20 protein-coding genes are annotated in these 25,589 nt (G+C 59.4%); 4 read left to right on the top strand and 16 right to left on the bottom strand.

Annotation, left to right across the window (positions count from 1 at the left end):
• Nucleotides 1–68: 68 nt before the first annotated feature.
• From nqrM to B9Q17_RS13340, 9 genes are all read right to left on the bottom strand, one after another.
• A complete protein-coding gene (gene nqrM / locus B9Q17_RS13380) occupies nucleotides 69–311 on the bottom strand; it encodes a (Na+)-NQR maturation NqrM (RefSeq protein ID WP_094625596.1) in 243 nt (80 codons plus the stop codon).
• A 12-nt stretch (nucleotides 312–323) separates the two neighbouring features.
• Complete coding sequence (locus B9Q17_RS13375) at nucleotides 324–1,373, bottom strand: FAD:protein FMN transferase (RefSeq protein WP_094625595.1); 1,050 nt, start codon at nucleotides 1,371–1,373, stop codon at nucleotides 324–326.
• A 9-nt stretch (nucleotides 1,374–1,382) separates the two neighbouring features.
• Nucleotides 1,383–2,609, bottom strand: a complete 1,227-nt coding sequence (gene nqrF, locus B9Q17_RS13370; RefSeq protein WP_022988781.1) for an NADH:ubiquinone reductase (Na(+)-transporting) subunit F — start codon at nucleotides 2,607–2,609, stop codon at nucleotides 1,383–1,385.
• Between the two features lie 37 nt (nucleotides 2,610–2,646).
• Nucleotides 2,647–3,255, bottom strand: coding sequence for an NADH:ubiquinone reductase (Na(+)-transporting) subunit E (gene nqrE / locus B9Q17_RS13365; RefSeq protein ID WP_022988780.1), 609 nt, complete (start codon nucleotides 3,253–3,255; stop codon nucleotides 2,647–2,649).
• The gene (locus B9Q17_RS13360) at nucleotides 3,255–3,920 is read right to left on the bottom strand and encodes an NADH:ubiquinone reductase (Na(+)-transporting) subunit D (protein ID WP_094625594.1); all 666 of its coding nucleotides are present in this window, start codon (nucleotides 3,918–3,920) and stop codon (nucleotides 3,255–3,257) included. Before B9Q17_RS13360 ends, nqrE begins: the two co-directional genes overlap by 1 nt.
• 2 nt (nucleotides 3,921–3,922) lie before the next feature.
• A complete protein-coding gene (locus B9Q17_RS13355; protein WP_094625593.1) occupies nucleotides 3,923–4,726 on the bottom strand; it encodes a Na(+)-translocating NADH-quinone reductase subunit C in 804 nt (267 codons plus the stop codon).
• Entirely contained in the window at nucleotides 4,719–5,927 is a 1,209-nt protein-coding gene (locus B9Q17_RS13350) for an NADH:ubiquinone reductase (Na(+)-transporting) subunit B (RefSeq protein ID WP_094625592.1), read from the bottom strand. The genes B9Q17_RS13355 and B9Q17_RS13350 overlap by 8 nt, the downstream gene beginning before the upstream one ends.
• A 4-nt stretch (nucleotides 5,928–5,931) precedes the next feature.
• The gene (locus B9Q17_RS13345; RefSeq protein ID WP_094625591.1) at nucleotides 5,932–7,278 is read right to left on the bottom strand and encodes a Na(+)-translocating NADH-quinone reductase subunit A; all 1,347 of its coding nucleotides are present in this window, start codon (nucleotides 7,276–7,278) and stop codon (nucleotides 5,932–5,934) included.
• Nucleotides 7,279–7,521: 243 nt separating this feature from the next.
• Nucleotides 7,522–8,991: a glyceraldehyde-3-phosphate dehydrogenase gene (locus tag B9Q17_RS13340; protein WP_058340140.1), complete on the bottom strand. Its 1,470-nt coding sequence runs from the start codon at nucleotides 8,989–8,991 to the stop codon at nucleotides 7,522–7,524.
• A 181-nt stretch (nucleotides 8,992–9,172) separates the two neighbouring features.
• Between B9Q17_RS13340 and mfd the strand changes: the two genes are divergently transcribed.
• Together mfd and B9Q17_RS13330 are read left to right on the top strand one after the other, a co-directional pair.
• Entirely contained in the window at nucleotides 9,173–12,715 is a 3,543-nt protein-coding gene (gene mfd, locus B9Q17_RS13335) for a transcription-repair coupling factor (RefSeq protein ID WP_094625590.1), read from the top strand.
• A 29-nt stretch (nucleotides 12,716–12,744) separates the two neighbouring features.
• On the top strand, nucleotides 12,745–13,374 hold the full coding sequence (locus tag B9Q17_RS13330) for a CsiV family protein (protein ID WP_094625589.1): 630 nt from the start codon (nucleotides 12,745–12,747) through the stop codon (nucleotides 13,372–13,374).
• On the opposite strand, the gene B9Q17_RS13325 is transcribed toward B9Q17_RS13330, so the two are convergent.
• From B9Q17_RS13325 to B9Q17_RS13310, 4 genes are all read right to left on the bottom strand, one after another.
• Nucleotides 13,355–14,131 (bottom strand): S-methyl-5'-thioinosine phosphorylase, encoded by a 777-nt coding sequence (locus tag B9Q17_RS13325; protein WP_094625588.1) that lies wholly within the window; start codon nucleotides 14,129–14,131, stop codon nucleotides 13,355–13,357. The two genes, B9Q17_RS13330 and B9Q17_RS13325, sit on opposite strands and share 20 nt — an antisense overlap.
• Nucleotides 14,128–15,339 (bottom strand): mechanosensitive ion channel family protein, encoded by a 1,212-nt coding sequence (locus B9Q17_RS13320; RefSeq protein ID WP_022988771.1) that lies wholly within the window; start codon nucleotides 15,337–15,339, stop codon nucleotides 14,128–14,130. Before B9Q17_RS13320 ends, B9Q17_RS13325 begins: the two co-directional genes overlap by 4 nt.
• 23 nt (nucleotides 15,340–15,362) lie before the next feature.
• On the bottom strand, nucleotides 15,363–15,851 hold the full coding sequence (locus B9Q17_RS13315) for a L,D-transpeptidase (RefSeq protein ID WP_022988770.1): 489 nt from the start codon (nucleotides 15,849–15,851) through the stop codon (nucleotides 15,363–15,365).
• 68 nt (nucleotides 15,852–15,919) lie between these two features.
• Nucleotides 15,920–16,597, bottom strand: coding sequence for a TetR/AcrR family transcriptional regulator (locus B9Q17_RS13310; RefSeq protein ID WP_036219365.1), 678 nt, complete (start codon nucleotides 16,595–16,597; stop codon nucleotides 15,920–15,922).
• A 104-nt stretch (nucleotides 16,598–16,701) separates the two neighbouring features.
• Here B9Q17_RS13310 and B9Q17_RS13305 point away from each other — a divergent pair, with 104 nt between their 5' ends.
• Complete coding sequence (locus B9Q17_RS13305) at nucleotides 16,702–17,322, top strand: riboflavin synthase (protein WP_022988768.1); 621 nt, start codon at nucleotides 16,702–16,704, stop codon at nucleotides 17,320–17,322.
• A 19-nt stretch (nucleotides 17,323–17,341) separates the two neighbouring features.
• Here the strand turns inward: B9Q17_RS13305 and B9Q17_RS13300 are convergent, their stop codons facing one another.
• From B9Q17_RS13300 to B9Q17_RS13290, 3 genes are all read right to left on the bottom strand, one after another.
• Complete coding sequence (locus tag B9Q17_RS13300; protein ID WP_022988767.1) at nucleotides 17,342–18,478, bottom strand: class I SAM-dependent methyltransferase; 1,137 nt, start codon at nucleotides 18,476–18,478, stop codon at nucleotides 17,342–17,344.
• The gene (locus B9Q17_RS13295) at nucleotides 18,465–19,523 is read right to left on the bottom strand and encodes a class I SAM-dependent methyltransferase (protein ID WP_094625587.1); all 1,059 of its coding nucleotides are present in this window, start codon (nucleotides 19,521–19,523) and stop codon (nucleotides 18,465–18,467) included. The genes B9Q17_RS13300 and B9Q17_RS13295 overlap by 14 nt, the downstream gene beginning before the upstream one ends.
• Before the next feature lie 65 nt (nucleotides 19,524–19,588).
• The gene (locus B9Q17_RS13290; RefSeq protein WP_094625586.1) at nucleotides 19,589–24,463 is read right to left on the bottom strand and encodes an NAD-glutamate dehydrogenase; all 4,875 of its coding nucleotides are present in this window, start codon (nucleotides 24,461–24,463) and stop codon (nucleotides 19,589–19,591) included.
• Nucleotides 24,464–24,626: 163 nt separating this feature from the next.
• Between B9Q17_RS13290 and B9Q17_RS13285 the strand changes: the two genes are divergently transcribed.
• A complete protein-coding gene (locus tag B9Q17_RS13285; protein WP_036219357.1) occupies nucleotides 24,627–25,589 on the top strand; it encodes an AAA family ATPase in 963 nt (320 codons plus the stop codon).

Genomic DNA, 25,589 nt, shown 5'->3' with positions numbered 1-25,589 from the left:
CAGTGACTCCTTATCTACGTCTTGAGTGCGTAGCTGTCGTTATAGTGATTGTAGGTGACCCGTTGCGGTTACTTGTCGGCTTTGCTGGCGTCGTAGGCCAGGTCTTCCATTTTTGCCGGCTCGTCGGAGCCACTCCGGCTCTCTTCACACTTCTGGGTGTTACCACCGCAAATATCGCAGGAAGCACTGATACCCAAGGCACCAATACCACCACAGGTTCCGCTGATCGGCTTGCGACCGAAAATAACGCCGATCGACATGCCGGCAACCAGCAGTACCACAATAAACAGAACTAAAAGAAAGGTACCCATTACTGCCCTCCTTTACTGGACAACGTAAGACGAGAATGCCGGTGTCTGATGGGTTTCAAAACCGTTGTCTCCCCTTACGATAAAGTATGCGGGAATGTTTTCCCGAGTTGCCAGGCTCGCAGCGCGCTCATAACCCATCACATTGAATGCAGTCGCCAGTGCGTCGGCTGTCATGCAATCATCCGCCAGTACGGTTACCGATGCCAGTTTGTGGCTTATCGGTTTACCGGTATCAGGGTTAATTGTATGGGAATAGCGCTGCCCTTGTGATTCGTAATAGTTACGATAGTCGCCGGAGGTTGCCATGGCCTGCCCGCTAAGCGCCACAACCTTGTTTACCTGCCGGGCATCCTCTGTGGGCTCTTCCACGGCTAGCCGCCAGGCGTCGCCACCAGGCTTGCGGCCAAGGGTGCGAACCTCGCCACCGATTTCCACCAGATAAGCCTGTACCCCTTCACTGTCGAGGTAACGGGCCACCACATCCACACCATAGCCCTTGGCAATGCCGGACAGGTCAATGTACTGGGGCTGCTGGCTGCGGATTGCCTGGCGCTGCTCATCCAGCTCCAGTTTTTCCCAGCCGGTGGCCGCCATCCGGGCTGCCAGTTCTTGCTCTGAAGGCGCCTTTTCCAGCCGTGCTTCCGGCCCGAAACCCCACAGGTTCACAACGGGACCGATGGTGACGTCAAACGCGCCATCGGTCAGGGCAGAGATTTCCTGCGCCCGCTGGATCACCTCGAACAGTGCCGGAGACAAGGGCGTCCACCGGGACTGGTCCTGTTTCCGGTTCAGCTCAGACAGTTCCGAGTCCGTCTTCCAGGTAGACATACTGGCGTCTACATCGTTCAGTGCGGTTTCAATGCCATCAGCCAGGGTCTGCAACCGGGCTTCGTCTTCGGGCAATACCACGTTGATATGATAGGTGGTGCCGAAAATGCCGCCGGAGATCTCCCAGATTTTTTCCTCGTCCTGAAACGAGCAACCCGCCAGGGCAGCCATAACCAGCGCCCAGAAAGCGCTGATTATAACCACCCTGGCGGGCTTCATCTTGCCGGATGTCATTTGAGTGAATTAACCCCCGAAATCATCCAGCATGATGTTTTCGTCTTCTACACCAAGGTCTTTCAACATCTTGATGACAGACGCGTTCATGATTGGGGGCCCGCACATGTAGAACTCACAGTCTTCCGGAGCCGGGTGGTCCTTCAGATAGTTTTCGTACAACACGTTATGGATAAAGCCGGTGGGGCCTTCCCAGTTATCGCTCGGCAGCGCGTCAGACAACGCCACGTGCCACTCGAAGTTCTCGTTCTCCCGGGCCAGCATGTCGAAATCTTCTACGTAGAACATTTCGCGCACACTACGGGCACCGTACCAGAAGCTGATCTTGCGCTTGGAGTTCAGGCGCTTGAGCTGGTCGAAGATGTGGGAGCGCATGGGCGCCATACCCGCACCACCACCGATGAACACCATTTCCGCATCGGTATCCTTGGCGAAGAACTCACCAAACGGTCCCATTACGGTTACCTTGTCACCCGGCTTCAGGTTGAACACGAAGGTAGACATGATGCCCGGCGGATGATCAGTGCCAGGAGGCGGTGTGGCAATACGGATGTTGAACTTGAGAAGACCCTTCTCTTCCGGGTAGTTCGCCATGGAATAGGCCCGGATAGTGTCTTCCTTGTTCACGCCCTTGTAGCGCCAGATGTCGTGCTTGTCCCAGTCTTCGTGGAACTCTTCCTCGATATCGAAATCCTTGAAGTTGATTTCGTACGGAGGGCACTCCAGCTGTACATAACCGCCAGCGCGGAAGTCTACCTCCTCGCCTTCCGGCAGCTTCAGTACCAGTTCCTTGATGAAGGTGGCCACGTTGTGGTTGGAGATAACCTCGCATTCCCACTTCTTCACGCCGAAGAACTCTTCCGGTACTTCGATCTTCATGTCCTGCTTTACAGGAACTTGGCAGGACAAGCGCCAGCCTTCTTTCTCTTCACGGTTGGTGAAGTGGGTCTTTTCGGTAGGCAGCATGGCGCCACCGCCGTCCAGAACCTTACATTTACACTGGGCACAGGTACCACCGCCACCACAGGCGGAAGACAGGTAGATACCGCTGTTGGCCAGGGTACCCAGCAGCTTGCCACCGGCACTGGTTTTTACCGTGTGCTCGGGGTCGTCGTTGATCTCAATAGTCACATCACCGGTGCTTACCAGCCTGGAGCGGGCCGCGAGGATAATCGCCACCAGCGCCAGAACGATAACGGTGAACATGACCACGCCGAGAATAATTTCTGTATTCATGGTCTCGCCTTTTCGTTAAACCGAATCACCGGGTGAATTACAGGGAGATGCCGGAGAACGACATGAAACCCAGAGACATCAGACCCACAGTAATGAAGGTGATGCCAAGGCCACGCAGTCCGTTCGGGACATCGCTGTACTTGAGCTTTTCACGGATACCTGCCAGGGCGATGATGGCCAGGGCCCAGCCAACACCGGCGCCAAAGCCGTACACCACACTCTCGCCAAAGGTGTAGTCACGCTCAACCATGAACAGTGACGCACCCATGATGGCGCAGTTAACCGTGATCAGCGGCAGAAACACACCCAGGGCGGAATAAAGGGCCGGGATGTATTTATCCAGCACCATTTCCATGATCTGTACGATCGCGGCAATAACTCCGATGTATGTCAGCAGGCCCAGGAAGCTCAGGTCTACGTTCGGCAGGCCGGCCCATTCCAGGGCGCCTTCCCGCAGGATGCCGTTATACAGCAGGTTGTTCACCGGTACGGTGACGGTCAGAACCACAACAACCGCGATACCCAGGCCGGTGGCCGCTTCGATCTTCTTGGAGATCGCCAGGAACGTACACATCCCCAGGAAGAAGGCCAGCGCCATGTTTTCAACGAAGATCGCCTTCATCAAGAGGCTCAGATAATGTTCCATCAGAAGGCCTCCTTAACGGTATGGCGGGACATTTTGTAGTCCGCCTCTTCAACCTGCTCCGGTTTCCAGGCGCGCAGTGCCCAGATACCCAGGCCAATGATGAAGAATGCGCTTGGCGGCAGCAGCAGCAGGCCGTTGGTTACATACCAGCCACCGTCATTCACGGTCGGCAGCAGGGTAATGCCGAACAGCGAGCCGGCGCCCAGCAGTTCCCGGAAGAACGCTACGAACAGCAGGATAATGGAGTAGCCCAGACCGTTACCGATACCGTCCAGGAAGCTGAGCAGCGGCGGGTTGGTCATGGCGAAGCCTTCCGCGCGGCCCATAACGATACAGTTGGTGATGATCAGGCCAACGAATACCGACAGCTGCTTGGAGATCTCGTAGGCGTAGGCCTTGAGGATCTGGTCTACCACGATTACCAGGGAGGCAATGATGGTCATCTGTACGATGATCCGGATGCTGCCCGGAATCTGGGCACGCACCAGGGAGACCGCCAGGCTCGAAAACGAGGTTACTGCGATAACCGCCAGGCACATAACGATACTGACGCTCATGCTGGTGGTTACCGCCAGCGCCGAACAGATACCAAGGATCTGCAGGGCGATAGGGTTGTTACTGAAGATTGGTTCGAAGAGAACCTGTTTGGCTGATGCACCGGCCATGATCAGACCTCCCCTTCACGAAGTTTTTTCAGGAACGGGGCGAAGCCGCGCTCACCCATCCAGTAGTTCACAAGCTGCTCTACGCCGCGGCTGGTCAGTGTGGCACCAGAGAGCGCGTCAATCTTGTGTTCCCGGTCTTTGGTGTCGGAGCTTACGCCGCCTTTCACCAGGCGAATCTGTGGCTCGGTGGGGTTGTCGGCATAAAGCTCTTTACCCACCCACTGCTGTTTCCAGCGCGGGTTGTCTACTTCGCCACCCAGGCCCGGTGTTTCGGCATGAGCGTAGAAACCCAGGCCTTCGATGGTGTTCAGGTCGCCTTCAAGGGAGACGAAGCCATACAGGGTAGACCACAGGCCATAACCGTGAACCGGCAGTACCACACGCACCAGGTCTCCGTTCTCGCTCAGGGTGTAGATCTTGGCGATGTTCGGGCGACGCTTGATACCAGCCTTGTCTTCAGACGCCGGGATGTTGGTAGACATCGCCGGATCAGAAGCGGCCTTGTACATGTCGTACTTCATGGGGTCTTCAACACCAACGGCGGAAGGCTCCACGAAATCACCGGTATCGAGGTCCACCAGGCGAACGTCGAAACGCTCGAAGGTCTGCTCGATCTGCTCGGCGCTGGCGCCTTGCTCAAGCATGCCGGCGGCCGACAGGATGTTGGTTTTGATGTCCAGATTCTGGTTCTGGATCTGCGCCGGGCGCAGCAAAACGGCTGCGGTGGAGACCACTACCGAGAAAACAATACTCAGTACCAGCGCAACCATCAGGGTTCTGGAGACGGTATCTTTAGCTTTAGCCACGAGCAAGCCTCCGTTTGATGTTGGCCTGAACCACGTAGTGGTCCATCAGCGGCGCAAACAGGTTAGCGAACAGGATCGCCAGCATGATGCCTTCCGGGAACGCCGGGTTGATCACACGGATCAGCACGGTCATCACGCCCACCAGGATGCCGAAGCACCAGCGACCGGTGTTGGTCATGGCGGCAGACACAGGGTCCGTGGCCATAAACATCATGCCGAAGGCAAAGCCACCCATCACCAGGTGCCAGTGTGCCGGTACGCCAAACATCGGGTTGGTTTCAGAACCGATGATGTTCAGCAGCAGGGACATAGCGATCATGCCGATCATCACACCACCGACGATGCGGTAGGAGGCAATCTTCATGGCCAGCAGGATCAGGCCGCCGATCAGAACTGCGATGGTGGAGGTTTCACCCATGGAACCCTGGATGGTGCCGACAAAGGCGTTCATCCAGCCAATCTGGGCTTCCAGTGCTTCCAGGCCGCCAGAGGCAGCCCAGCTAAGGGCAGTTGCGCCACTGAAGCCGTCTACGGCGGTCCATACGGTGTCACCGGAAATCTGTGCCGGGTACGCGAAGTACAGGAAGGCACGGCCGGTCAGTGCCGGGTTCAGGAAGTTCTTGCCGGTACCGCCGAACACTTCCTTACCGATCACCACACCGAAGGTGATACCCAGGGCCACCTGCCACAGCGGGATGGTGGGCGGGCAGATCAGTGCGAACAGTACGGAGGTCACAAAGAAGCCTTCGTTCACTTCGTGCTTGCGCACGGTGGCGAACAGGACTTCCCAGAAGCCACCCACAATAAAAGTAACCGCGTAGATGGGCACAAAGTACGCCAGGCCATATACGAAGTTATCCCAAAGGCCGGCTCCGGCTCCGGTTACCGCCAGGGCGGTAATGAAGGCTTCGCGCAGGCCGCCGTCGGCAATCTGGGCGCCGGCATTTTCTGCCAGGAAGCTGTTGGCCTGGAAACCGATGTTCCACATACCGAAGAACATGGCCGGGAAAGTACACAACCACACGGTGATCATGATGCGCTTGAGGTCTACGCCGTCACGCACATGGGAGGTGGTCTTGGTTACGCTCGAAGGCGAATAGAAAATTGTATCGACGGCTTCGTACAGGGCGTACCAGCGCTCGTACTTGCCGCCTTTTTCAAAGTGATGCTCGATTCCATCGAGAAACTGTCGGATTGCCATCGTATTAGCCCTCGATCTCGATTCGGGTCAGGTTCTCGCGGAGAATCGGACCGTATTCATATTTGCCGGGGCACACGAAGGTGCACAGCGCCAGATCTTCTTCATCCAGCTCCAGGGCACCCAGTTTCTGTGCCATTTCGGTATCACCCACAATCAGCGAACGCAGCAACTGCGTTGGCAGGATATCCAGCGGCATGATCTGCTCATAGGCGCCTACCGGCACCATGGCGCGCTCACTGCCGTTGGTTGTGGTGGTGAAGTTGAACAGCTTGCCCGGGTTGAGCTTGGACAGATAGATGTTCAGCACAGAGAACTTGTTGGGGCCCGGAGACAGCCAACCCATGAACTCACGCTTGCTCTGCTCTTCCAGCACGCTTACCTGGTTGGCAAAACGGCCGAGGTAGGCACAGGGGCCTTCGCCGCGACGACCACCGAACACAGAACCGGAGATAGCACGAACCTGGCAGTCAGTCGCCACTTCACCGTCCAGCAGTTCCTGCAGGCTGGCACCCAGGCGGGTACGAACCAGACGGGGTTTGGAAGCTTTCGGGCCACCGATAGCCACAATGCGCTCTACCGGCACTTCACCGGTTTCGAACAGCTTGGCGATGTCGATGACGTCCTGGTAGTTGATGGACCAGACAGTCTTGCTGGCAGATACCGGATCCAGGTGATGGATATGGGTACCTACGTTGCCGGCCGGGTGCACACCGTCAAACTGGTGCACTTCAATGTTGTCGGCCTTGGGCACAGAAACATTGGCGCCGGGCTTGCCGGTTACGAAGACCTTGCCGTTGGTCAGGCGGGAGATAATGGTCAGGCCTTTTTCAAAAGCCTTGCTGTTCTCGCCGATGATAACGGTGGGGTCTGCCGCCAGGGGGTTGGTGTCCATCACAGACACGAAAATGGAATTCGGTGCGGAATCGATTTCCGGAACCTTGCTGTAGGGCCGCGTGCGGAAAGCTGTCCACAGGCCGGACTCTACCAGGTTGTCGACCACCTGCTGGCGTTCCAGGCCGGCAAGGTCCGAATCGTTGTAACGGGCATAGGTTTCCGCATCGTTGCCATCGATTTCGATAACAACAGACTGGAATACACGACGCTCACCGCGATTGATTTCCTTCACCACGCCTGCGGCTGGTGAAGTATAACGAACGCCCTCGGTCTTCTTGTCCGTGAACAGCAGCGTACCGCGCTTGACACGGTCTCCCTCTTTCACAGCCATGGTCGGCTTCATGCCGTGATAGTCAAAACCGATCAATGCCACGTGGCGAATCGGCTTGCCATCTGTAATGGTCTGTTCGGGAGCGCCGCTGATGGGAAGATCCAGGCCTTTTTTGATCTTGATCATTAGCCTCGTCCAATCATCAGAAACTGTTTCTGTGGATTATTAACGCCCGGCCCCCTGCGGCCCAGGAAAGGTTGAGAAACGGGGTGCCAGACATACCCAAAATCGCGCCAATTATAGAGATTAAGGAAACCTATTTCCACCGGTAACCAAAATGGTTTTAGCGGCCCCTTAACGCAGGAAAGCCCCGGTAACTTACGCTACCGGGGCCGGTCCGATCACTTCTCGAGGAAGCGGCCTACGACTTTAGTCGCGGGTGCGCTTCGGGAAGATCGGGTAGGTTACGCCGGCCATCTGGTTAACGCAGCGGATAACCTGGGCGCTGTAACCGAACTCGTTGTCGTACCAAACGTACAGGATCAGGCGCTTGCCGTTGGCAATGGTGGCCTGGGCATCCACAACACCGGCGTGGCGGGAGCCTACGAAGTCGGTAGACACCACTTCCGGAGAGTTCACGAAGTCGATCTGCTTCTGCAACTCGGAGTGCAGGGCCATGTCGCGCAGGTAGTCGTTTACCTTATCCGCTTCAACGTCTGACTTCAGGTTCAGGTTCAGGATCGCCATAGACACGTTCGGAGTCGGCACGCGGATAGCGTTACCGCTCAGCTTGCCCTTCAGCTCCGGCAGGGCCTTGGCAACGGCCTTGGCAGCACCGGTTTCGGTGATAACCATGTTCAGGGCCGCACTACGACCACGACGGCTACCCTTGTGGTAGTTATCGATCAGGTTCTGGTCGTTGGTGTAGGAGTGAACGGTTTCAACGTGGCCGTCTTCAATGCCGTACTCGTCGTTGATGGCCTTCAGTACCGGGGTAATGGCGTTGGTGGTACAGGAGGCGGCAGACAGGATCTTGTCTTCGTCGGTGATCCAGTCGTTATTGATGCCGTAAACGATGTTCTTGATGTCGCCCTTGCCCGGCGCGGTCAGGATGACGCGGCTGACACCCTTGGATTTCAGGTGCAGGCCCAGGCCTTCTTCGTCGCGCCACTTACCGGTGTTGTCGATCACGATGGCGTTGTGGATGTCGTAGTCGGTGTAATCCACCTTGTCCGGGCCATCGGAGTAGATCACCTTGATGAAGTTACCGTTGGCAATCAGCGCGGAGTTTTCTTCGTCTACGGTGATGGTGCCGTCGAACGGACCATGCACGGAATCACGGCGCAGCAGGCTGGCACGCTTTTCCAGGTCGTTCTCGGCGCCGCCCTGACGAACCACGATGGCACGCAGGCGCAGGTTGTTACCGCCACCGGCCTTCTCGATCAGGATGCGGGCCAGCAAACGGCCGATACGGCCAAAGCCGTACAGGACCACGTCTTTGGTTTCGTTTTTGGAGTCTTCTTCAGACTGGCTGGCGTACTGGCCAACCACCGGGCCGATTTCGCGCTTCAGGAATTCGGCGAGGTCGCCACCTTCTTCCTTGAATTTAACGGCCAGCTTGCCGATATCCACGTGGGCACGGCCCAGTTCCAGCTTGTCCATTTCCTGCAGGATAGGCAGGGTGTCGTGAACAGACAGCTCGCTGTGCTCAACCTGGCGAACAAAGCGGTGGGCACGGATGATGTCGATCACAGACTGGTTGATGATCGCGCGGCCGTAAACAGACGTAACAACGTTGTTTTTGCGGTACAGGCGGCCGATCAGCGGAATCATGGCTTCCGCGGTGGACTCTCTCTCTGTCCAGTTGGACAGGTGCTGGTTGATCTGCTCGTGACTCACGGTTGGGACCTCGTTTAGCACAGGGAATAATTTGAGGCGCGTATTATCCAACTTAACGGCGCCTACGGCAAATAGGTTTCTGCCCGACCTTCGTCGCCCGGCCATGACACTGTCACCCCCGAACGCTAGAATAGCGGCCGCTTTCGCTTCCGATGCGCCAACCCAGGAGATTTGCCAGCCCATGCCCCAAGGTTCCGCCCGCTCCTTTACTGCCACAGCCCTTATTGCGCCCGTGGCGCCGGAAAAACCGTCAGACCACCGAAAGTGGGGGCAGCTGGCAGGTTGCAGCGACGCCCTGGCCATCTGCGAAAGCGCGAGGGACCATAAAGGTCTGACCCTGGTGATCACCCGCAGCACCGATGACGCCATCCGGCTGGAACAGGCCATCCGGTTCTTCCTGAACCTGCCACCGGAAGAAGACGGCGCCGCCATTACCGAAGACGGGCTGGAATTGCTGTCACTGCCAGACTGGGAAACCCTGCCCTACGATCTATTCTCGCCACACCAGGACATCACCTCCCGGCGAATCCGCACCCTGCACCGCCTGCCATCTACCCGGCACGGCATATTGGTGGTCCCGGCCCGCACCCTGATGCACCGGCTGGCACCCCCCAGCTACCTGCAGGGCAACACCCTGCTGCTGAAAGTCGGCCAGAACCTGGATATCGACAGCTGGCGCATGCAGCTGGAAGCCGCCGGCTATCACCACGCCGAAAATGTGTACGAGCATGGTGAATACGCGGTACGTGGAGCCATCCTGGACATCTATCCCATGGGCTCCAACCTGCCCTACCGGATTGACCTGTTCGATGATGAAATCGAAACCCTGCGCACCTTCGATCCGGAAACCCAGCGCTCCATCGACCGCATCGAGCAGATCGAACTGCTGCCGGCCCACGAATTCCCCTGGCATAAGGATGCCCGCTCCGGCTTCCGCAACCGCTGGTTTGAATATTTCCCGAACGCAGACAAAGACTCCCCGGTGTATCAGGATGTCAGCAACGGCATTACGCCGCCGGGCATCGAGTACTACCTGCCGCTGTTTTTTGACGAAACCGCCACCCTGTTCGATTACCTGCCGGCCTCTACCCTGGTGTTCACGGCCGACGGCCTGAACGATGCCGTGGCGGCGTTTGATGCCGAAACCCGGGCCCGGCACGAAGACCGCCGCCATGACCGTTTGCGGCCTATCCTGCCGCCCTCGGAGCTGTTCCTGCTACAAGACGAGGTGTTCGGCCAGCTTAAGCCCCACCCCCGGGTAACCTGCGCCCCGGACCCGGTTGAGGGCGCCGGCAGCGCCAACTGCCACGCCGAAGCCCTGCCGGACGTGGCCATGGACGGACGGGCAGCAGACCCTGCCGGACGACTTAAACGGTTCATCAAGGAGTTTCCCGGCCGGGTACTGATCTGTGCCGAATCCTCCGGCCGGCGGGAAGCACTGATCGAAAACCTGGGTGACCACAAACTGAAACTGGCCACCGTCACCGGCTGGCAGGAGTTTCTGGAGAAATCCGACTCCACCCTGGCCATTACCATTGCCCCCATGGAACAGGGCATGGTGCTGCCGGAGCAAAACCTGGCGCTGATTACCGAAACTGCCCTGTTTGGCGAGCGGGTATTGCAGCGCCGGCGGCGCGAGAAGCCCACCGAGGTAGACGACCACGGTTACCGGGACCTGTCCGAACTGCGCATCGGCTCGCCGGTGGTGCATATCGACCACGGGGTTGGCCGCTACAAAGGCCTGGAAACCATTACCGCCGGCGGCCAGGCCGATGAATTCCTGATGCTCGAATACGCCGGAGGCTCGAAACTGTACGTGCCGGTATCCAGCCTGCACCTGATTTCCCGCTACGCCGGCACCGACGAAGAACACGCCCCCCTGCACAAGCTGGGCACCGATCGCTGGAGCAACGCCAAGCAGAAAGCGCTGGAGAAGATTCGCGATACCGCCGCCGAGCTGCTTGATGTTTACGCCCGCCGCGAGGCCCGCAAGGGCTTCCAGTTCGAAGACCCGAAAGAAGCCTACCGGGCCTTTGCCGCCGGCTTTCCGTTCGAGGAAACACCAGACCAGCAGGTAGCGATTCAATCCGTGTTCGAAGACATGACCGGCGAGCGCCCCATGGATCGCCTGGTGTGCGGCGACGTCGGCTTCGGTAAAACCGAGGTGGCCATGCGTGCCGCTTTCCTGGCCACCTGGTCCGGCAAGCAGGTGGCGGTGCTGGTACCCACTACCCTGCTGGCGCAGCAACATTATGAGTCTTTCCGGGACCGGTTCTCTGACACCCCGGTGACTGTGGAGCTGCTCAGCCGCTTCCGCAGCGGCGCCCAGACCACCAAGGCCATTGCAGCCATTGAAGAAGGCAAGGCCGATATTGTGATCGGCACCCACAAGCTGCTGCAGGGCGATATCAAGTTCAAGAACCTGGGGCTGGTGATTATCGACGAGGAACACCGGTTCGGCGTTCAGCAGAAGGAAAAGCTGAAGTCCCTGCGGGCGGAGGTAGACATGCTCACGCTCACCGCCACGCCCATCCCGCGGACATTGAACATGGCTATGGGCCACTTGCGGGATCTTTCGATTATTGCCACCCCGCCGGCCCGCCGGCTGTCGGTGAAAACCTTTGTGCGCCAGCGCGACGAATCCATGGTGAAAGAAGCCATTCTGCGGGAAATCCTGCGCGGTGGTCAGGTGTACTTCCTGCACAACGATGTCTCGACCATCGAGAAAACCGCCGAAGACCTGCGCCGGCTGATTCCCGAAGCCCGGGTAGGCGTGGCCCACGGCCAGATGCGCGAGCGCCAGCTGGAACAGATCATGTCGGACTTCTACCACAAGCGCTTCAACGTGCTGGTGTGTACCACCATTGTGGAAACCGGCATCGACATTCCCAGTGCCAACACCATTATTATCGAGCGGGCGGATAAATTCGGCCTGGCCCAGCTGCACCAGCTACGGGGCCGTGTTGGCCGCTCCCACCACCAGGCCTACGCCTACCTGCTGACGCCACCGCCCAAGAGCATTTCCACCGACGCCAAGAAGAGGCTGGATGCCATTTCCGAAGCCCAGGACCTGGGCGCCGGCTTCATGCTGGCCACCCACGACCTGGAAATCCGGGGCGCGGGCGAGCTGCTGGGCGAGGAACAGAGCGGGCAGATTGAAAGCATCGGCTTCACCCTGTACATGCAGCTGCTGGACGAAGCGGTAAAAGCCATCCGCGAGGGCCGCACACCCAATGCGGAGCTGCCCCTGAGCCATGGCACCGAGATGAACCTGCGTATTCCGGCGCTGATTCCGGATGACTACCTGCCGGATGTGCACAACCGGCTGATGCTGTACAAGCGCATCGCCAGTGTGCAGAACGAAGAAGAATTAAAAGAACTTCAGGTTGAGATGATTGACCGGTTCGGATTATTACCGGAGCCGGCAAAGAACCTGGTAAACCAGACCCGCCTGCGCCTGAAAGCAGACGCCCTGGGCATTGTAAAAGTGGACGCCGGCAAGGAATGGGTGCGCCTGGAGTTCGGCGCAAGCACGCCGGTAGACCCGCTGGCGCTGGTTAAAAAAGTGCAATCCGCACCGGACACCTACCGGCTGGAAGGGGCCAACAGCTTCCGCTTCCGGCTGAATGATGATTCAACCAGTGGTAAACTCGACGCCATCTCAGCCATGCTCATGGAACTCGGGCCGGAGCAGAGCAAGCCGGCGCCGGCAAAGAAAGCCTGAGCCAACCCGAATCAGCTGGAGTGACACACTTGCAAGCACGTGATCTCTGTTTCAAGCAGGCTTTGACTGCCGCACTGGCCCTGGCATTCGTACTGATGCCAGCCGGCAAGGCCCTGGCCCAGACACCGGATGATTTTTACCGCGCAGAAGTGGTAATTGTCGAACGACTGGTAGACCCCTCTGCCCTTGAAGAGCAGATGGCCGGCATGCCGGTGGAACCACCCCTGAGCGGTATCCGCTCACTATGGGTGGAAGACGCCAACGGCAACCGGGTTTCTGATGTCCGGCTGGCTGCCCGCAACGAACTGTACCTGAACCAGGCTGCCGCCCGCCTGGAAAACAGCGGCAACTACCGGGTTCTGGCCACCGCCGGCTGGTATCAGACGTTTCCGCCCAACTATAACGGCCGCCCCATGCGGGTCGCCGTAGGCAAATGGCTTGGCGGAGCCGGCGAGCGCGCCGTGGAAGGTCATATCGAAATCGACCGCCAGCGTTACCTGCACGTGAAGGTGCACCTGAACCACTGGCAGGAAGGTGAAGAACAGCAGGAGCTGATTACCTGGATTCGCGAAACCCGCCGCATGCGCAGTGAGGAAATCCACTTTATCGATTCCCCCACCGTTGGCGTGCTGGTGTTCTTCAGGAAGATCGAGGGCTAAGCTGGCCCAGGCCGGCCATTGACCGCTCCAGGACTGTCTTCACGCCTGCCATGCCCTGGTCAATGGCCTGGTCGATTTCTTCCATGGTAATGATGTGGTCGGACTTTCCGGCCGCCCAGTTCACCACCAGGGCCAGGCACACGTAACGCATCCCCAACTCGGCAGCCAGCACGGCTTCCGGCATACCGGTCATTCCCACCAGGTCACAGCCATCCCGCTCGAGTCGCCTGATCTCGGCCGCGGTTTCCAGCCTTGGCCCCTGGGTAGCGGCGTAGACTCCGAAATCCGAGAAATCCAGCTTCAGCCCCCGGGCGGCATCAATCAGCAACTGCCGGCCTTCCTGGTCATACGGGTAGGTGAAATCAATGTGGGTAACATGCTCCAGCTCGCCCTCAAAAAAGGTGCTGGCCCGCCCCCAGGTGTAATCAATGACCTGGTCTGGCACCACCACATGGGCCGGCCCCATGGCCTTGTGGATACCACCCACGGCATTCACTCCCACCACGGTTCGCACCCCGGCGTCGTAGAGTGCCTGCAGATTGGCGCGGTAGTTCACCTGGTGGGGCGGAATGCGGTGAGGGTTACCATGGCGGGCCAGGAACACCACGGCCTGGTCACCCAGCCGGCCATGTACCAGCTTGTCTGAGGGCTCGCCCCAACGGGTGCTGACGGTTTCTTCGCCAACAATTTCGAGGTCACTCAGACTGGTCAGGCCAGTACCGCCGATAATCCCGACCGGGTTGGTGCTTGCGGTCATGCCTTGTCTCCTGCTGGTTGTCCGCCCTGCTCGCTTTCGCCACGGGATTCCGGGGCTTCTTTGCTACCCTCACTGCGGGCTTCACCTTGTTCGCTCGCCTCGCCACTGAGCCTGACACCGTCCGGCAAATGCAAGGTACGGGTCGGGAAGGCAATCTCGGCGCCATGGGATTCGATAATGTCGCTGACCTTCAGCAGTACATCTTCCTTGATCTCATGGAAGCGCACCCATTCGGTGGTCTTGGTGAAGGTGTACAGCATGATATCCAGCGATGAGGCATTGAACGCCAGGAAGTTCACAATCAGGGTCTGGTTGCTGTCGATTTCTTCGTGGTTTTTCAGCATCTCGCGGATTTCTTCCACGATCTTCTGCATGGAGTGTACATCGGCATAGCGAATGCCGATGGTTTCGGAGATGCGGCGGTTGGTCATGCGGGACGGGTTTTCCACCGCGATGGTGGTGAATACCGCGTTGGGCACATACAGGGGGCGCTTGTCGAAAGTGCGAATGGTGGTCAGGCGCCAGCCAATGTGCTCCACGATGCCTTCAATATTACGGTCCGGCGAGCGGATCCAGTCACCCACCTTGAACGGACGGTCCAAGTGAATGATGAAGCCGCCAAAGAAGTTGGCCAGCAGGTCCTTGGCGGCAAAGCCGACCGCGATACCACCCACGCCACCAAAGGCCAGAACCCCGGAAATACTGAAGCCCAGGGTCTGCAGGGCGGTCAGCACCGCGGTGATGATAATAACGGCGCGCAACAGCTTGCTGATGGCGTTCACCGTGGTGTAATCCATCGGCTTGCGCATTTTAATGGGCGAGGTCAGGACCTTTTCGATTTCCTTCACCAGGCCGAACAGGAACCAGACCAGCACCCAGACAAAGCCGATCTGCAGCACCGTGCCGTTGGCCTTGAAGACTTCCGCGTCGCTGAAGTGATGGGCCACCTCGGCTGCCCAGTACACACCCTGCAGCCAGACAAACGCCACCATGGGCCGGCGGGCAGCATGCAGGAAGGCATCATCCCATTTGTTTTTAGTCGACTTGAACTTGTTCTCGACGGCCAGAATTAACCGGCTGACGATAAAGGCAACGGTGGCCGTGCCCAGGACCAGGAGGAATATCAGGACGCCCGCACGCCACCCGTCTGACAGCAAGCCGAATTTTTCGATCCAGCCATTCACCAAAGCCAGCATTTGACCAATCATTGTGTTCCTCTGAGTCTGTCAGTTCATCCAATAACAACGCGGGTGCCGGCCCTTACCCGCGCAAACAGTTCGGCGATGTCGGTGTTTCTCATCCGCACACAGCCGTGGGACAGGGCCTCGCCCATGGGTTCGGTATCCGGGGTGCCGTGAATGTAGATAAAGCGCCGGAAGGAATCCACCCCCGGGCCACGGTTGCGCCCCCACTCCCGGCCACAAAGCCAGAGTATACGGGTCAGTATCCAGTCCCGATCAGGGTGTTCAGCGGCCAGTTGTGGTGAGTATATCTCACCGGTGGGCCGACGGCCCCGAAAGACCGTATTCAGCGGCTGGCCTTCGCCGATGCGCGCGCGGATGTAGTGCTCGCCCCGGGGGGTGCAGCCGCTGCTATCCTGCTCTCCCGGTCCGTTCAGGGCGGTAGATATGGGGTAACGGTCCAGCGCGCTGCCATCAGCAGCACACACCGTTAGCACCTGGCTGGCGATATCAATGGTCAGATAAGCCCCGGGGGGCAAGGGGGTATTCAAAAGGGAAGCTCCCTCCGGCCGGAAACCAGAGGGAAGCCTAACCGAGGCAGGGGAACTCAGGCAACCGACGCGGGCCGGGCCGGGGCAGAAACCAGCATTTTGTCCGGTGCGGTCATACCGGCCGCCAGGAACGGCACCAGGCGCGCGGCAATTTCCTGCACCGTGGTGTGCACACCCAGCTTGTTTTCCAGGATGTCGATCAGGGCATCGCTGCTGGACATGGTAAAGGCGGTGGCTCCCAGCATGAACTGGATGCGCCAGTAGCGGTCTACCGAGGACAACTCAGGGGTGGCCTCTTTCAGAAGACGCATGAAACGACTGAACGGCTCGCTGTATTCCTGCTCCAGGAACTTGCGCAGGTGGCCCTGGCTCTGGGTGTAGGCCAGCCCGAGCAGGCGCATGAAAATGGAAATACCTTTTTCGTTACGCTGGGGCATGCGCACAGCACTTTCCGTGAGCGCCCAGAGGGTCTGGTTCAGGGTAGCCGGTTTGCCGTCACACTTTGCTTCCAGTTCGTCGAACGCAGTCTCCAGAGTTGCAGAGAAAGGCGTCAGAAAACGCGCGAAAACCGCGTGAATCAGCGCGTTCTTTGAACCAAAGTGGTAATTGACAGCGGCCAGATTTACTTTAGCCTTACTGGTAATCATGCGAAGAGACGTTTCCGAGAAACCACGCTCGGCAAAAAGCTCTTCAGCAGCATCAAGTATGCGGTCTACGGTATCTGACTGCGCCATTTTGTTATCCATGCCTCTAACAAACGTCTGTTTGAAACATACGTTTGACACCCTGCCGTGTCAAGCATACCTTGGCATGACTGCAACCGTTCAGGAGATTCGTGATGTTTACAGGTATCGTTCAGGGGGTGGCCACCATTGCGGAAGTCATCAAGGCGCCGGGGCTGAACACACTGGTGGTGCGCTTTCCGGAAGCCAAGGTGCAGGGTGTAACCATCGGCGCCTCGGTCGCGATCAATGGCACCTGCCTGACGGTAACCCGACAGGACGGCGACCTGCTGTACTTTGATGCCATGCAGGAAACCCTGAGGCTGACCACACTGGGCGACCTGGCCGAAGGGGATTCGGTAAACTTTGAACGGGCAGCCCGTATTGGTGACGAGATTGGCGGCCACCTGCTCAGCGGCCATGTGCACACTACCGCGGTTCTGGCCGAGATTATCCGCACAGAGAACAACGTAACCCTGTGGTTCGAGGTGCCGGAGAGCTGGATGAAGTATGTGTTCCCGAAAGGCTATATCGCCATCAACGGCGCCAGCCTGACCATTGGCGAGGTCACCGGTAACCGCTTTAACGTTCACCTGATTCCGGAAACCCTGCGGGCCACGACCTTCGGTACGGCCGAACAGGGTCAGTCAGTGAACATCGAGATCGACAGCCAGACCCAGGCCATCGTCGATACCCTGGCCCGGCTCGGTTACGATCGCCCTGCCCCTGCCCTTTAACCACGGTTAGCAGCGGCGCTCAGGGCGCCGCTTCGAATACCACAAAGCGCGGGCTTGCGGCCCGCTGCTCTACCTTGCCAAAGAAGCGCTTCAGGGACTTGTGGTAGCCCAGGTGGCGGTTGCCCACCATCAGCATTCGCCCGCCCGGCACCAGGTGTTTTGCGGCGTCCCGGAACAGTCGCAGGGCAATGTGATCCCCCACCACACCGCCTTCATGGAACGGCGGGTTCAGCAAAATCACGTCGTACTGCCCGGTTCCTTCCCGAATTCCGTCGCTATGCTGGCACTGTCCGGCCCGGTAACCACAGGTACCCAGGTTATGCTGCACGCTGGCAATGGCCTGGCTGGACACATCGCTGAAATCCACCGTGATATCAGAGCCACAAGCCAGTGCCGTCAAGCCCAGCACGCCATTGCCGCAGGCCAGGTCCAGCACACGCGCGCCAGGCTTCAGCCCGGCCACGGCAGGGCCCACAAGCGGCAACAGCTCCCGGGTGCCGATGTCCAGCTTGTCCCGGGCAAAGACAGCCGGTAATGCCTCTACCGGCGCCGGCAGACCCTCCTGCGGGTAACCTTTCCAGCTTTCAGCCCAGCCCTGCAGTTGCGCCTGCCCTTTGCGGCAGACCACTACCCGGGCCTTTTTACGGGCCGGCAGTACAGTTTCGGTGACCACGGCTTCGGCAAACACATCCACGCTGCGGTCCGGCAAATGCTTGATCATACCCCCAGCCAGCAAACAGCCGTTGTCTGCCAGCACAGAGTTTACCCAGCGCAACAGCCAGCCCAGATAGGCGCCGTGGCGGGGAATGCGCAATACCACCAGGTCAAACGGCCCCTCCGGCGGGTTCAGCCAGCTGTGCAGCAGCGCTGGCCGGGCGATACCGGGATTATGTCGGGCATTGTAATCGAGTGCATCCGGAAGGACTGCACTGTCGGCCACGCTGGTGACCGGCCCGTGGGCCTGGGCCAGCCCAAGCGTGAGCGCACCGAACTGGTCGTCTACCACCAGCACGCGGGGGCTGTCCGCCAGCCGGTTACCGGCTTCTGCCAGCAGCAACTCGTCCGCCGCATCCCAGGCCCGCAGGCCAGGCTCGGCGCCGGGGCGGCTGAGCTTCAGGTTACCGGCAGTCAGCGGCAGTACTTCAGCGGATGGCACGGTTGAAAGCCCTGTAAACGGTAAAACGGCGATCCTGGGCCAGCTTCTCGACCGGCCCGATAAAGCGCTGGATAACGGACTCATAGGGCAGGAAGCTGTTGGCCACCAGCCGCACCTCGCCCCTGGGGGCCAGATGGGCGGCCACTTCCCGAAGGAACTGTTCGGTCATGGAGGTGTCGGTTTTCACGCCACTGTGAAACGGCGGATTGGTGACCACCGCCGGCCACCGGCCCTGAATGCCGGCCAGGCCATCGGAGGCGTAGATCTGACCTTCCGCGCCAGCCCGGGCATAGGTTTCCCGGGCGCAGGCAACCGCCTGGGCCTGGACATCCACACCGTCTACCACACCCTGGGCCAGGCCCTGATCGCGGCGGTAGCCTTGCAGCCAGCTGCCGATCACGCCGGCGCCACAGGCAAAGTCCAGCACCTTGTCTGCTTTCAGCGGAGTCTGTTCCAGGGTTTCCAGCAACATCCGGGTGCCGGCATCCAGCTCCCCTTCACTGAACACACCGGGCAGGCCGGCTACTTCAAGATTTACGCCGGCACAGGAAACCTGCGTCCAGCGCAACCAGTCAGTAAGGTCAAAACGGGAAAGGGGTTGGTGGTTGGTGCCGGTCCACACCTGGCAGTGCCGGGCGCTGTCGACTTTCAGGGCGTCGGCCACCATGGCTGTGAAGTGTTTGACGGCGCCAGCGATGCCTTCTTTCTTTTCGCCCACCAGAACCAGGCTGACGCCTTCGCGGCCCAGGTAGCGTGCCATGGCCAGGCGTAATTCCAGTTCCGCCCGGGCCTTGGGCAGGAAGATGACCAGGGTGTCGAAACTCCCGGCGTCCTGGTCGTTGCACTGATAGCCGAAACAGGCTTGCCAGTTTGCATGCTGGCACAGCTGTTCATACACACCGGCGTGTTCGCTCATGGCCAGCCCGGGTTGCGGGCAATGGGCCAGCAGCGCCGGCTCGGATACGCCCAGCAGGGCCACCTTGCCGGTCAGCAGTTCGGCATTCCGGAGCAGAACGTCGTGTGTGTTGGTTTGTAGCTGCGCCATAAATCCTGCCTTTGCGGTTGATTCCCGCGCGGAATTGAACGGGAATCAACAGCATAACGCAAGCCTCAGATACTGCCGTCGCTGTCCGTATTCTGGTGCATGGTGCTCTGAGCCAGATCCAGCAGCTCACGCAGGGCAACGGAGAACATGGCGTATTCCGGCTCCCGCACGCTCTTCAGCTCCGCCAGCATGGCACTCCAGCGCTCGATCATGTGCTGGTGCTTCTGCTCCCAGGCTTCCACACTCTCGGGCACCTTGCCGGCCTTACCCGCCAGGCGCAGGACGCCGGTGGTCAGGGCGCGTTGCTGCCAGTCCAGGTCTTCCCGGAAGCTTTCCCTTGCCAGTGCCTGCCAATGGGAATTGGGCGTAAGCGCGGCAATGGAGTTGGCAAACCAGGTCAGGTCGAGGCGGTCACCCAGGTCGTAATACAGGTTAGCCACGGTTTTCAGCGGCAGGCCGGTGGCCTCCTGGGATTCGATAATGCCCAGCGACGAGTACAGGTAACCGGTGCCGGCCAGTACCGAGGCCAGGTCTTTCGGCAAGCCGGATTCTTCCAGGTACGCGTGGCGTTGCTCCCAGTTGCTGCGGGCCTGGTCGCCCAGGTAGTCCGGCAGGCTGGAGGTAATCGCCCATACGCTGTCGGCAAACCGCTCCATATGGCTCTGGATATTGAGCTCGGCCCGGCGGTTACGCAGCAGCCAGCGAACGGCACGGCGCATCAGGCGCATGAGGTCTTGCATCAGCTCCATCTGCAGCTTGGCGGGCACATGGTAGTCCAGCGCCTCGATGCGGTCCCACCAGTTGTCGATCCGGAACACATCCCGGGCGATGATCCAGGCCAGGGCGATGGATGCAGCATCGGCACCGGTAGACTGGTTCAGGCGCTCCACAAAGGTAATGCCCATGTGGTTGACCATGTCGTTGGCAATCTGGGTGGCGATGATTTCCCGCCGCAGCTGGTGCTCGCCCAGTTCCTTCGAGAACTTCTTGTTCAGTTCCTTCGGGAACACCTTGTACATTTCGCCGGCCAGCAGCGGATCGTCCGGCAGGGTGCTGGCGATCAGGGTCTGCTTCAGGTCGCCCTTCACGTAGGAAATCAGCACCGACAGCTCCGGCCGGGTCAGGCCTTTCTTGGCCAGTTTGCGCTCGGCCAGGGCATCGTCGTCGGGCAGGAATTCCAGCCCGCGGTTCAGCTTGCCTTCGCTTTCCAGGGTGTTCATCAACCGGCGGTATTCTTCCAGTCTTGGCGCGGTATCGGCACTGGCAATGCTGATGGCCTGGGTTTGCCGGTAGTTGTTCTTCAGCACCAGGGCAGAGACATCGTCGGTCATCTCTTCCAGCATCACGTTGCGCTGCTTGGCGGTGAGATCACCCATGGCCACGGCACGGTTGAGCAGGATCTTCATGTTCACTTCGTGGTCTGAACAGTCCACCCCACCGGAGTTGTCGATGAAGTCCGTGTTCAGCCGGCCGCCTTTCAGGGCGTATTCAATACGGCCCAGCTGGGTGAAGCCCAGGTTACCGCCCTCGCCCACCACTTTGCAGCGCAGGTCTTTACCGTTCACCCGCAGGCCGTCGTTAGCCTTGTCGCCTACGTCGGCATGGGTTTCTTCAGCGCCCTTCACATAGGTGCCGATACCGCCCACCCAGAGCAGGTCCACTTCGGACTTCAGGATGTGGCTGATCAGCATGTTCGGCGGCATGCGGTCGGCGTTGATGCCCAGCAGTCTTTTCATTTCCGGGCTGACCGGGATCGACTTGGCGTTCCGGCTGAACACACCGCCGCCCTTGGAGATCAGCTTGGTGTCGTAATCGGTCCAGGCCGAACGGGGCATTTCGAACAGGCGCTTGCGCTCCTTGTAGCTCTTCGCCGCATCCGGTTCCGGGTCGATAAAGATATGGATGTGGTTGAAGGCCGCGACCAGCCGGGTTTTCTCGGAACACAGCAGGCCGTTACCGAACACGTCGCCGCCCATATCGCCGATACCGATAGCGGTGAACTCGTCTTCCGCCGGGTTAATGCCCATTTCGCGGAAGTGGCGTTCAACCGATACCCAAGCGCCCCGGGCGGTGATACCCATCTTCTTGTGGTCGTAGCCGTTACTGCCACCGGAAGCGAAGGCATCGCCCATCCAGAAGCCGTATTCAGCGGCCAGGCCGTTGGCAATGTCGGAGAAGGTGGCGGTGCCCTTGTCGGCGGCTACAACCAGGTAATGGTCGTCTTCGTCGTGGCGGATTACCCGCTCCGGCGGCTGTATGCCGGCATCCACCAGGTTGTCGGTGATGTCCAGCAGGCCACGGATAAAGGTTTTGTAAGCGGCAATGCCTTCAGCCTGGAAGGCTTCCCGGTCAGACGGATCCGGCAGCTGCTTGGCCACGAAGCCGCCCTTGGCGCCCACCGGCACAATCACCGCGTTCTTCACCTGCTGGGCTTTGACCAGGCCCAGGATCTCGGTGCGGTAGTCCTCGAAGCGGTCAGACCAGCGCAGGCCACCACGGGCCACCTTGCCACCGCGCAGGTGCACACCTTCCACCCGCGGCGAGTACACGAAGATCTCGAACATGGGCATGGGCAGCGGCATGTCGGGAATGCGCGTGGGGTCAAACTTCACACTGATGTATGGCTTGGGCTGGCCTTCGGCGTCCGGCTGGTAGTAGTTGGTACGCAGGGTGGCCTGCATCAGCTCCAGGTACAGCCGCAGCACCCGGTCTTCACTGAGGTTTTCCACCTCTTCCAGGCCGGCGTTGAATTCGATTTCCAGCTTTTTCTGGGCCGCTTCACTCTTGCCCGGGCTCTTATAGCGATCCGGGTTGAATCGGATTTCAAAGTATTCCAGCAGAATCTGGGTCAGGTTCTCGTGGTTGACCAGGGTATTGGAAATAAAGGTCTGACTGTTAGAGAACCGGATCTGCCGCATGTAGCGGGCGTAGGTACGCAGCAGCGCAATCTGGCGCCAGCTCATGTAAGACGACAACAGCAACCGGTTGAAGGCGTCGTTTTCTGCCTCGGTGTGCCAGACGCGGCGGAACAGCTCTTCGAAAATGGGCCGGATACGGTGGATATCCACGCCACCGGAATGGGCCTGCAGGGTGAAGTCGTGAATCCACACGGTTTTGCCGGTGCGGTCGATCACTTCAAACGGATGCTCACCAATAACCCGGAAGCCCAGGTTGTCGAAGATGGGCATCACATCCGACAGCGGCAGCGGCTCGTCCGGGTAGAACAGCTTGAAGTGCAGCGTGCTGTCGTCTTCTTCCAGCGCCCGGTAGAAACTCATGGCCAGGTCATCGGCGCTGGCCGCCTTGGTAATGTGGTCCAGGTCGATGGCGGCGCGACGGGGCGAGAACATCTCGGTGTAGCTGGCCGGGAAACCAGCCGCCCATACCCGGTAGAACTCGTTGCCGCGCTCCTCGCCATAGGCTTCGTGCAGGGCCTCGGCCAGGCCTTCACTCCAGGACTGGGCCAGCTCGATCACCCGGTCGCGGATTTCCGCCAGCGGTAGCTGCCGGTTCTCCACCTGGGGCACGCGGATGGTGAACTGCACCCGGGCCAGTGGCGATTCGGAGAAGTGGGTAACAAACTCGATGTCTTCCGCTTCCAGGCGCTCCAGCAACACCTGCTCTACCTTCAGGCGCAGCTCGGTGTTGTAGATGTCCCGGGGGAAGAAGGCCAGGCAGGTAACAAACTGGCCGTAGACGTCTTCGCGCATGAACATTTCGATGCGGCGGCGTTCCTGGATGTACAGGATGCTCTTGGCCACCCGCAGCAGCTCTTCGGTTTCAATCTGGAACAGCTCGTCGCGCGGATACAGGGTCAGGATCTGTTCCAGTTCCTTGCCGGCGTAGTCGGTACGCATGAAGCCGGAACGCTTCATTACGGTCTGGAACTTGCGGCGCAGCAGCGGGATTTCGTCCGGGCGCTCGTTGTATACCCGGGCGGTGTACAGGCCCAGGAAGCGGCGCTCACCCACCACTTCACCCTTGCTGTTGAACTTCTTCACCGCGATGTAGTCCGGGTACGCCGGGCGGTGAACCCGCGAACGCTGAGCCGACTTGGCGAAGATGAAGATATCGTCGGTGCGGGTCATTTCATGGCGGGTGCGCTGGGGCAGCTCGTTCAGGCGAACCTTGTCCGGGCGTTCGTTGTTGACCCGGAAGATACCCAGCTCGGAGTTTTCCACCCGGCGCACGGCCATGCCCTGCTTGTCTTTGACGAAGTCGTATTCGTCGTAGCCCAGGAAGGTAAAGTGGTCTTCGGTGAGCCAGCCCAGAAACGCCCGGGCTTCTTCCTTGTCTTCTTCGCTGATACCGGCGGTGGTGGCATCCAGTTCGCCCAGGATTTCACTAACCTTGTCTTTCACAATCGGGAAGTCGTCCACGGCAATGCGCACTTCGTGCAGCACCGATTGCAAGGTTTCTTCCAGGCCCCGCAGGTCTGCCGGATCGCTGTGGCGATCGATTTCCAGAACGATCAATGCTTCGTAGGAGGCCGCAGACGACTTCTTGGCCGAATGCAGTTTCTTCAGCTTGCCGTTACCGTCTCGCTCCACCTGCAGAATCGAATGCTGGATGGAGTGGGTACCGATTTCCCGGCGGTTGATGGCCATGCGCAGGGAGTCGATCAAAAACGGAATGTTCGGATGCAGGATAAAAATAACCGAGTGGGTAGACTGCCAGCCGTCACTTTCCAGGTCCGGATTGAATACGGTAACCGGGGTTTCCTCGGCGCTGCGCTTCTGCAGGAACTGCCAGGCCGCCAGTACCGCGCCATAGGTGTCCGAGAAGCGCCGGCTGACAAGCTCTTCCAAGGGACTGTGGGCGTAATGCTGCTTGGCGAACTCTACAACCTTCCTGGCTTCGGTTTTCGCAAGCTTGTCTGCGAATGCTTCAGCCAGTTGCTCGAAAAACTGATCCTTGCTGGCAATTGTCAGCGCATTCATATCCAACCTCTGGTTTTGTGTGAAAGAAACGTAATCACGGTATCGTCACATAAGCATAGTCAAGCTCTTGATTTTTGCCGGCCAGACCTCAAAACTGCGGCAACTACCTACGGGCGCAAACACCCGCGCCGCCGGACCTTCAAAACCGAGAGCAGTGAATTCCATGTCGTTACAGCAAACGTTCGGTAATCTCAGAACACAGTTGGCAAAACGCATCATCGGTCAGGACAAGCTGGTAGACAGACTGCTGATCGCCCTGCTGGCTGATGGCCACCTTCTGGTGGAAGGGGCACCCGGCCTGGCCAAGACCACCGCGGTAAAAGCCCTGGCCGATCACCTGGAAGGGGATTTCCACCGCATCCAGTTCACCCCGGACCTTCTGCCGTCCGATGTTACCGGCAGCGAGATCTACCGGGCCGAAACCGGCCTGTTCGAATTCCAGCGCGGCCCGATATTCCACAACCTTGTGCTGGCCGATGAAATCAACCGGGCCCCGGCCAAGGTGCAGTCTGCCCTGCTTGAGGCCATGGGCGAACGCCAGATCAGTGTCGGCATGCAAACCTTCCCGCTGCCAAAGCTGTTCATGGTGATGGCCACCCAGAACCCCATCGAGCAGGAAGGCACTTACCCCCTGCCCGAAGCCCAGCTCGACCGTTTCCTGATGCATGTGGTGATCGATTACCCGGATGCCGATGCTGAGCGTCAGATTCTGCACCTTGCCCGTAGCGACTACCGTCAGGGAATACCACAGGTAGACATTCGTCTTACAGAGCAACAGGTTATGGAGGCCCGCCAGGCGGTATCCGACATCTACATGGCGGAGCCGGTGGAGCAGTATTTGCTGGCCCTGATCCTGGCCACCCGGGATGCCGCCAGCCTGGATCCGGAACTGGCCCGCTGGACGGCTTTCGGCGCCAGCCCCCGGGGCACCATTGCCCTGGATCGCTGCGCCCGGGCCCTGGCCTGGCTCGATGGCCGGGACTACGTAACCCCGGACGACATCCGCACCATGGCCTTTGATGTGCTGCGCCACCGAATCCTGCTGACCTTCGAGGCCGAGGCCGAAGGCATGACCGCAGACACGGTTCTGCAAAGGCTGATCGACCGCGTACCGGTAACCGCCTGA

The sequence above is a fragment of the Marinobacter vinifirmus genome, assembly GCF_002258215.1.
GTDB lineage: Bacteria > Pseudomonadota > Gammaproteobacteria > Pseudomonadales > Oleiphilaceae > Marinobacter > Marinobacter vinifirmus.
Note: the sequence above shows the minus strand (reverse complement) of the source record. Positions and strands in the feature narration are given on the sequence as shown.

Excerpts from the sequence above, each read along its gene's own strand:
- nqrM (WP_094625596.1), bottom strand. The coding sequence starts at position 311 with ATGGGTACCTTTCTTTTAGTTCTGTTTATTGTGGTACTGCTGGTTGCC.
- B9Q17_RS13375 (WP_094625595.1), bottom strand. The coding sequence starts at position 1,373 with ATGACATCCGGCAAGATGAAGCCCGCCAGGGTGGTTATAATCAGCGCT.
- nqrF (WP_022988781.1), bottom strand. The coding sequence starts at position 2,609 with ATGAATACAGAAATTATTCTCGGCGTGGTCATGTTCACCGTTATCGTT.
- nqrE (WP_022988780.1), bottom strand. The coding sequence starts at position 3,255 with ATGGAACATTATCTGAGCCTCTTGATGAAGGCGATCTTCGTTGAAAAC.
- B9Q17_RS13360 (WP_094625594.1), bottom strand. The coding sequence starts at position 3,920 with ATGGCCGGTGCATCAGCCAAACAGGTTCTCTTCGAACCAATCTTCAGT.
- B9Q17_RS13350 (WP_094625592.1), bottom strand. The coding sequence starts at position 5,927 with ATGGCAATCCGACAGTTTCTCGATGGAATCGAGCATCACTTTGAAAAA.
- B9Q17_RS13345 (WP_094625591.1), bottom strand. The coding sequence starts at position 7,278 with ATGATCAAGATCAAAAAAGGCCTGGATCTTCCCATCAGCGGCGCTCCC.
- mfd (WP_094625590.1), top strand. The coding sequence starts at position 9,173 with ATGCCCCAAGGTTCCGCCCGCTCCTTTACTGCCACAGCCCTTATTGCG.
- B9Q17_RS13325 (WP_094625588.1), bottom strand. The coding sequence starts at position 14,131 with ATGACCGCAAGCACCAACCCGGTCGGGATTATCGGCGGTACTGGCCTG.
- B9Q17_RS13320 (WP_022988771.1), bottom strand. The coding sequence starts at position 15,339 with ATGATTGGTCAAATGCTGGCTTTGGTGAATGGCTGGATCGAAAAATTC.
- B9Q17_RS13310 (WP_036219365.1), bottom strand. The coding sequence starts at position 16,597 with ATGGCGCAGTCAGATACCGTAGACCGCATACTTGATGCTGCTGAAGAG.
- B9Q17_RS13305 (WP_022988768.1), top strand. The coding sequence starts at position 16,702 with ATGTTTACAGGTATCGTTCAGGGGGTGGCCACCATTGCGGAAGTCATC.
- B9Q17_RS13295 (WP_094625587.1), bottom strand. The coding sequence starts at position 19,523 with ATGGCGCAGCTACAAACCAACACACACGACGTTCTGCTCCGGAATGCC.
- B9Q17_RS13290 (WP_094625586.1), bottom strand. The coding sequence starts at position 24,463 with ATGAATGCGCTGACAATTGCCAGCAAGGATCAGTTTTTCGAGCAACTG.
- B9Q17_RS13285 (WP_036219357.1), top strand. The coding sequence starts at position 24,627 with ATGTCGTTACAGCAAACGTTCGGTAATCTCAGAACACAGTTGGCAAAA.